The following is a 6,670-nucleotide window of genomic DNA, read 5'->3' on the forward strand; positions in this document are numbered from 1 at the left end:
GCTCATCTCCGGCTGCCTGGCCACCGGCGACGTCGAGCGGGCCTCTATCTACGCCCGCGACGCGCGCCTGCGCTTCCCGGCCGACACCCGCTTTACCGTGCTGGACGCCATCGTGGCCTACCGCTCCGACGATATGGAGCGTGCCGAGCGCCTGCTCCAGTCGGCCCTGGAGAGCGACCCCGAAAACGGCGCCGCCATGCTCAACCTGGCGCTGGTCCAGTACGAGACCGGGCAGCTGGCCTCGGCCCGCCGCACCCTGGAACTGGTGCGCACGCACTTCCCCGGCTCGCCGCTCGAGGTTCGGGCTACCGTGCTAATTTCTGATCTTCTAAACGGTTAGCCGTTTTTTCCACGGTCGCAAAAATTCTTTGGGAATTGCCGGAAGCCCGCCGACTCCATGTAGTCAGGATCGGGTGATTCACGGGTTCGATCAGCCGTCAAAAGGGGCGTGACGGAATCGGATCCGGGGAGCCCCGGTCCAAAAAATTCGCGAGCCCGCGTGCCGGTTACCGGCGTTTCCGACACGCGGAACGAGTTCGAGACCCCACCACACTTTCTCTTCTGCCAAACACGCCGGCGCGTTCATCGTGCTATACTGCGGGGCCCAGCCAGCAACAGGCCCGGCAGGAGTTGATGAACAGCGTCGCGTCGCATCTTTTTCGGATCCTTTTCTCCACCCTTTTGATCACCATGGTGATTCCATTGGAATCTTTGCACTCGTCCGCCAGTACCAAAGTCGTCCTTGTCATTCACGGCGGCGCCGGCACCATTGAGCGCACCAAGATGACCCCCGAACAGGACGCCGCCTACCGGGCGGCGCTCGCCGAGGCGCTGGTGGCCGGATACGGGGTGCTCTCCGGCGGGGGCTCCGCACTGGACGCGGTGGAGGCGGCGGTTTGCGTCATGGAGGACTCGCCGCTGTTCAACGCGGGCAAGGGCGCGGTGTTCACCAGCGAGGGCAAGAACGAGCTGGACGCATCCATCATGGACGGCAGCAATCGCAAGGCGGGTGCGGTGGCGGCCATTACCGGCGTGCGCAACCCGGTGAAGGCGGCGCGCCTGGTGATGGAGCGCACCAGCCACGTGATGATGGTGGGCGCGGGGGCAACCCGGTTTGCGCAGGACCAGGGACTCGCGTTCGAGGACAGCGCGTACTTCTACACCGACAAGCGCTGGCAGGAACTGCAGCGCACCCAGGCAGAGGAACGCAAGCAGCAGGGCGAGTTCGGATCGCTCGAGCTGCCGCACATGCACCTGGGCACGGTGGGTGCGGTGGCGCTGGATGCCGCGGGCAACCTGGCCGCGGCCACGTCCACCGGCGGGCTCACCAACAAGCGCTGGGGACGCGTGGGCGATTCGCCCATCATCGGCGCGGGAACCTACGCGGACAACAACTCGTGCGCGGTGTCGTGCACGGGACGCGGCGAAATCTTCATACGCTGCTCGGCCGCGCACGAAGTGGCGGCGCTCATGGAGCACAGCGGTTTGTCGGTGGGCGCGGCCGCGAAGCGCGTGGTGCACGAAGAACTCATGGAACTCGGCGGCCCCGGCACCGGCGGCTTGATTGCGCTGGACCGCAACGGTCATTTCGCCATGGAACTCAACACGCCGGGCATGTACCGCGGCCATATCGGCGCCGACGGCAAGCCGCACGTATTCATCTACGGCGACGAGTAACGATGGGTCTCCTTCGGATGTCACTAACAAACGACCTGGGGGAGATGAAGCGCATCAACGTGGCGCTGACCGAGTTTCTGGGCGAAGAGGGGGTGCCACCCGACCGCGTGCGGCGCACCCGGCTGGTGGTGGAAGAGCTCATCGTCAACATCATTCAGCACGCGTTCGAAGCAGAGACGGAGCACACCATCGTCCTCACCCTGCGCACCGAGCCCGGCCGCGTGGTGGTCACCACCGACGACGATGGAAAACCATTCGATCCGCGGGAAGCGCCCCCGCCGCCGCTGGGACGCCCCATCGAGGAACAGAGCGTCGGCGGCTACGGCGTCTATCTGGTAAAGAGCATGACAAAATCTCTCGAGTACAAGCGCGCCGGCGGAAAAAACCGGGTCAACGCGGTGGTCGAGTATGGATCCCAGGAGGCTTCATGAAAAAGACTATAGGATTGATTCTGGTGGCGGCGCTGGCGTTTTCGATGAGTTGCGGCGAAGACGACGACCCGCCCACCGACGTGGATTCCACAGCGCCCGCGCGCGTGACCGACCTGACGGTGTTCAACACCGGTTTCCTGGGCCTCACCCTGGCATGGACGGCGCCCGGCGACGACGGCAACTCGGGAACGGCCGCGGCGTACCAGGTCAGGGAGTCGAACGCGACCATCACCAGTTCCAACTGGGATGCCGCCACCGACATCGCCCTGCCAACGGCGCCAGGCCCCGCCGGCAGCCTGGAATCCTTCACCTTCACCGGCTTCGACACGCTGCAGGTGCACTATTTTGCGCTGCGCACCCGGGACGATTCGGGCAACTGGTCCTCCATCTCCAACAACGCCATCTGGACGCCGCGCGGCGGGTCGGTGCAGTACTTCGTGGAAATCCCCTGCTACATGGACAACACGATGTACGCCGAGTCCGACACGCTCAGCAACGCCAAGGGGCAGTACCTCTTCTCGGGCATGAACATGGGTGGCGCGGGCGGTCCCGCGGACGCCCGTCGCGGCCTGATGGCGTTCGCCATTGCCGACAGCATCCCGGCCGGCGCCCAGATCGACAGCGTGGCGCTGCAACTGAACCTGTTCAGGAAGCGTCCCGGGGACACGGGCAACAGCCCGGTTTCGCTTCACCTCGTGCAGGCGAGCTGGGGCGAGGGCACGTCCATCGCGAATCTGGGACCGGGTGAAGGCGGCGGCGGCAGCGCGACACCGGGCGACGCAACGTGGCTGGATCGCTTCCGCGGGACGTCCCTGTGGACCAACCCCGGCGGCGATATCGACGTCACGCCCAGCGCCACGGAGCAGACTGACGCGCTCGGCAAATACACATGGGCGAGTCCCGCCCTGGTTGCCAATGTGCAACTCTGGCTGGATACCCCGGCCAGCAACTTCGGCTGGGCGCTGCTCGGCGACGAGGGCGTGCCCGGCAACGTGCGCCAGTGGGATTCGCGCGAAAACGCCACCGCGGGCAACCGTCCGCGGCTTACGGTGTTTTACACCGTCACCCAGTAGCGTATGATCGCGGGGTGACCCCGCGGCGCGCGCAAAGTCGAATCAACATGGCCACGGTGAATCGTGCCGCGCGCATGATCGCCGTGGCCATGCTGTTTGTGGCCGCCATCGCTCCCGCGGCCGCGGCCGGACGGCGCGTGACGGTGACGCGCGACATGATTCGCGCGCTCGGCGCCACGCGCCTATATGACGTCATCGCGTCGGTCGAGGCGTGGTCCCCGCAGTCCAACGACTTCTATACCGCTTCGCCCACACCGCGCGGGCTCTCCCTGCCGCGCGCCGCGCAGTGGTCGCTGTTTCTCAACGGGCAGCCCTTCGACGTATCGGTGTTCGACGCGCAGCACCTCGAGATGATCCCGGTGAGTCTGGCCGAAATCGATTCGGTGGTGTTCTGCGACGAGTCCGCTCCGGGCGCCACGTGGGACGCGGGACGCGGGCGGGTGGAGATTTTTGCGGCTCGGGCGCGCGGCGGCTGGAATGCGGGCGGCGCGGCCAGCGTTTCGCATGAGACCGGCGCGGGCGGCAGCGACGCGGGGCCCGACGGGTCGCTGTGGGTCTCGCGAGGGGCCACGAACTGGTACGCCACGCTCTCCGCGGCCATGGCCGAACAGCCCTTCAACGATCCCGCCATCGTTGCCAGCACCACCGCGGCGATGAGCACGTTGCGCCCCGGCGCCACCGCGCCCGCGTCCGACGCCACCGACTGGTTCTACGACCCCGCCTCGCCGGCGATGCTGCGCATGTCGGCCTCGCTGCGCGGCGGTGTGCGCGCGGGCGCGTACTGGCAGGAGGTACTCTTCTCCACCCAGAACGCGCGGCACTACTTTCACTACTCCGAACCCTTCGGCCGCGAGGTACCCACCGATCAGCGCATGACGACGCTGGCGTTCTCCGGGCGCGCCGCACTCGCGCAGGACATCCTGCTGGGCTACCACGCCACCGCATCGGAAACGCAGCTGTCCGACCAGGACGGCGTGCTCGCCTTCGACTACGACTGGGGCCAGCGCCGCGCATCCGCGGGGGCGAACGTGACGCGCCGCGGGCGCGCATCACGCTCGGTGCTGTTCGCAAGCGCGGAGGAACGCCGCGTGTCCACCGAAGTCGCGCTCTCGCGCAACGCCGACACCATCCTGCGCGCCGGTCTTGCGGGGCAGCGGCAACTCAACCATGCATGGAGCGCCGGGGTGGACGCGGCGGGAACCTTTGCGGACGGCGACGGCGCCGCTGCGGTGGGGGTGACCGCCGACTGGGTGCCACGCTCGGCCGACACGCTGCGCGTACGCGTGCGCCTGGCACAACGTCTCTTCGTGGAAGACGACAACCTGTGGCTGTGGTCGGAGCGCGGCTACGCCCTGCTGGCGCGCAACGGGGTAACCTACACCATCGACGGGCCCATCACGCGCACCACGGTGTCTTCGGCGGACCTGGGCTGGACCTCGGTGGGCGTGCTGGGCGGTGTCGACGTGGATCTGGGCGTGCGCCGCTTCGACGACGCCTACGTGGAGCAGCGCAGTTTCACCTTCGACAGCGCCACCTGCAGCTTCGTGTCCCCCACCCACGTCGCCACCGGGCAGGCCGGCAACGTGGGTATCGTTCGCGCGCGCCTGTGGCACGCGCTGGGGCAACGCTCGTGGGCCGACTTCTCGTGGACCTACTTCGAGGAGTTCGACTCCGACGCCGCCTTCAGCGCGCTGTGGCAGACCGTCCCCCGCCACCGGCTCGCCTATTCGGTCTACGGCCGGGTGCGCGAGGCATGGCGCCTGCGGCTGCGCATCGCGCACGCGTCGTCGACATTCTGGCCGGACTACGCGGGCATCGACGGCGCCACCTGCGTGGTGGACGGCATCACGGTGACCTACCACCCCAACGTGCCCGCGTACACCACAGTCGATGCCGGCCTGCAATACGCGCCCTGGAACGGCCGCGCCACGCTCGACCTGCTGGCGCGCAACATTTTCGACACCACGCTGCGCGACCATCCGGCGGGCGCGTCGCAAGCGTTCACGCTCGCGCTGCAACTGCGCGTGCAACTGGGGGCGCCGTGAAGCGCGTCGCAGCCGCAGCGCTGATCGTGGCCTTGCTGGCGGCCCCCGCCGTTCGCGCGGACGACTGCCGCGACGTCACGTGGGAATCGGTGGGTGAGGACTTCGAAGCGCTGCTGAAGGCCCCCTTCGAGATGGATGAGGAGGGGTGGATCAAGACCGGCGTGGCGTTTGCCAGCGTCGGCGCCACCATGATCTGGGCGGACGCGCCCATCGACCGCGTGGTGCAGGAGCAACCCGCCGCGTGGAAGCCTTTCCACAAACTTGCGAGCCTCAGCAACTGGTACGGCAGGAGCGGCAAGAACGCGTTCATCGTGTCCGCGGGCGTGATCGGCGCGGTTGCGGTGGGCGGATGGCTGGCCGACGAAGACCGCATGGTGGACACCGCGGCCATCATGACCGAGTCGCTGGTGTTCTCCACCGCCATCAGCGGGCTGGCGAAGGTGATTCTGGGCCGCAAGCGGCCCCACGCCGACGAGGGACCACACAAGTTCAACTGGTTCGTGGGCCCCGGTGATCACGAAAGCGTGTCGTTTCCATCGGGCCACACCTCAACCGCGTTCGCGCTGGCCGGCGCGGGCGCGGGGCGGCACCCGTACTGGTACGTCCAGATTCCGGCGTACACGCTGGCGGTGTCCGCGGGGCTGCAACGCATCGACTCGCGTGCGCACTGGACCTCCGACGTCATCACCGGCGCGCTCATTGGCTACTCGGTATCGGCGTTCCTGGTGGACCGCTACGACTGCGATCCGTCGGAGTCGGGAGGCGACGCGGCCACGCTGCAGCTATCCTTCAGCCTGGCGTTCTAACCGGCTTGACGCGGCGCCACGCAAATCGCATCATCATGGCATCCAGAAAGGACACCCCGTGCACGCTGTTGTCAGAATCGCGCTCTCGGTCACATTGGCCACCCTCTTTGCCTGCGGCGGCTCGGTTGGAATCGGCGTGGGTGGCGGGGGTGTGGGCGTCGGCGCCAGCAAGGATTCGTACCAGCAGGAGATCGCGGACTGGCACAACGCCCGCATCGAACGGCTCAAGAGCCCGACCGGCTGGCTCAGCCTGGTGGGCCTGTTTCCCATCGAAGACGGCACCTACACCTTTGGAAGCGCCGACGACAACGACCTCGTTTTTGCCGGCAAGGCGCCCGCGCACGCCGGCCGCATTACCGTGGCGGGCAAGGCGGTGCAACTCGAGGCCGCGGGCGGTGTGGCCATGACGCACGACGACACACCGGTCACTAGCATGACGCTTGAGAGCGACGCCGACGGCAACCCCACCGAGATCAAGATGGGCACCTACGACTTCTACGTGATCGACCGCCCCGGCAGCCTCTACCTGCGCGTGAAGGACTCCGCCAGCGAGGTGCGCACGTCGTTCAAGGGCATCGCGCGCTACCCGGTGGACAAGAAGTGGCGGATCGCCGCCCGTTTCGAGCCATACGATCCGC

Annotated in this window: 7 protein-coding genes; all 7 read left to right on the forward strand. The window is 67.4% G+C overall.

The window, feature by feature from the left end; translation table 11 throughout:
- On the forward strand, window positions 1–340 hold a 340-nt coding region (locus tag OEX18_15295; GenBank protein ID MDH4338633.1), incomplete at its 5' end, for a tetratricopeptide repeat protein.
- A 350-nt stretch (window positions 341–690) separates the two neighbouring features.
- Window positions 691–1,677, forward strand: a complete 987-nt coding sequence (locus tag OEX18_15300; GenBank protein MDH4338634.1) for an isoaspartyl peptidase/L-asparaginase — start codon at window positions 691–693, stop codon at window positions 1,675–1,677.
- A gap of 17 nt (window positions 1,678–1,694) precedes the next feature.
- Window positions 1,695–2,108, forward strand: coding sequence for an ATP-binding protein (locus OEX18_15305; GenBank protein MDH4338635.1), 414 nt, complete (start codon window positions 1,695–1,697; stop codon window positions 2,106–2,108).
- Window positions 2,105–3,181, forward strand: a complete 1,077-nt coding sequence (locus OEX18_15310) for a DNRLRE domain-containing protein (protein MDH4338636.1) — start codon at window positions 2,105–2,107, stop codon at window positions 3,179–3,181. Before OEX18_15305 ends, OEX18_15310 begins: the two co-directional genes overlap by 4 nt.
- Before the next feature lie 47 nt (window positions 3,182–3,228).
- The gene (locus OEX18_15315) at window positions 3,229–5,226 is read left to right on the forward strand and encodes a hypothetical protein (GenBank protein MDH4338637.1); all 1,998 of its coding nucleotides are present in this window, start codon (window positions 3,229–3,231) and stop codon (window positions 5,224–5,226) included.
- Entirely contained in the window at window positions 5,223–6,032 is an 810-nt protein-coding gene (locus tag OEX18_15320) for a phosphatase PAP2 family protein (GenBank protein ID MDH4338638.1), read from the forward strand. The genes OEX18_15315 and OEX18_15320 overlap by 4 nt, the downstream gene beginning before the upstream one ends.
- A 58-nt stretch (window positions 6,033–6,090) precedes the next feature.
- Window positions 6,091–6,670 (forward strand): hypothetical protein (locus OEX18_15325; GenBank protein ID MDH4338639.1); only part of this gene is annotated, 580 nt, incomplete at its 3' end.

Source organism: Candidatus Krumholzibacteriia bacterium, assembly GCA_029865265.1.
Taxonomy (GTDB): Bacteria; Krumholzibacteriota; Krumholzibacteriia; order WVZY01; family JAKEHA01; genus JAKEHA01.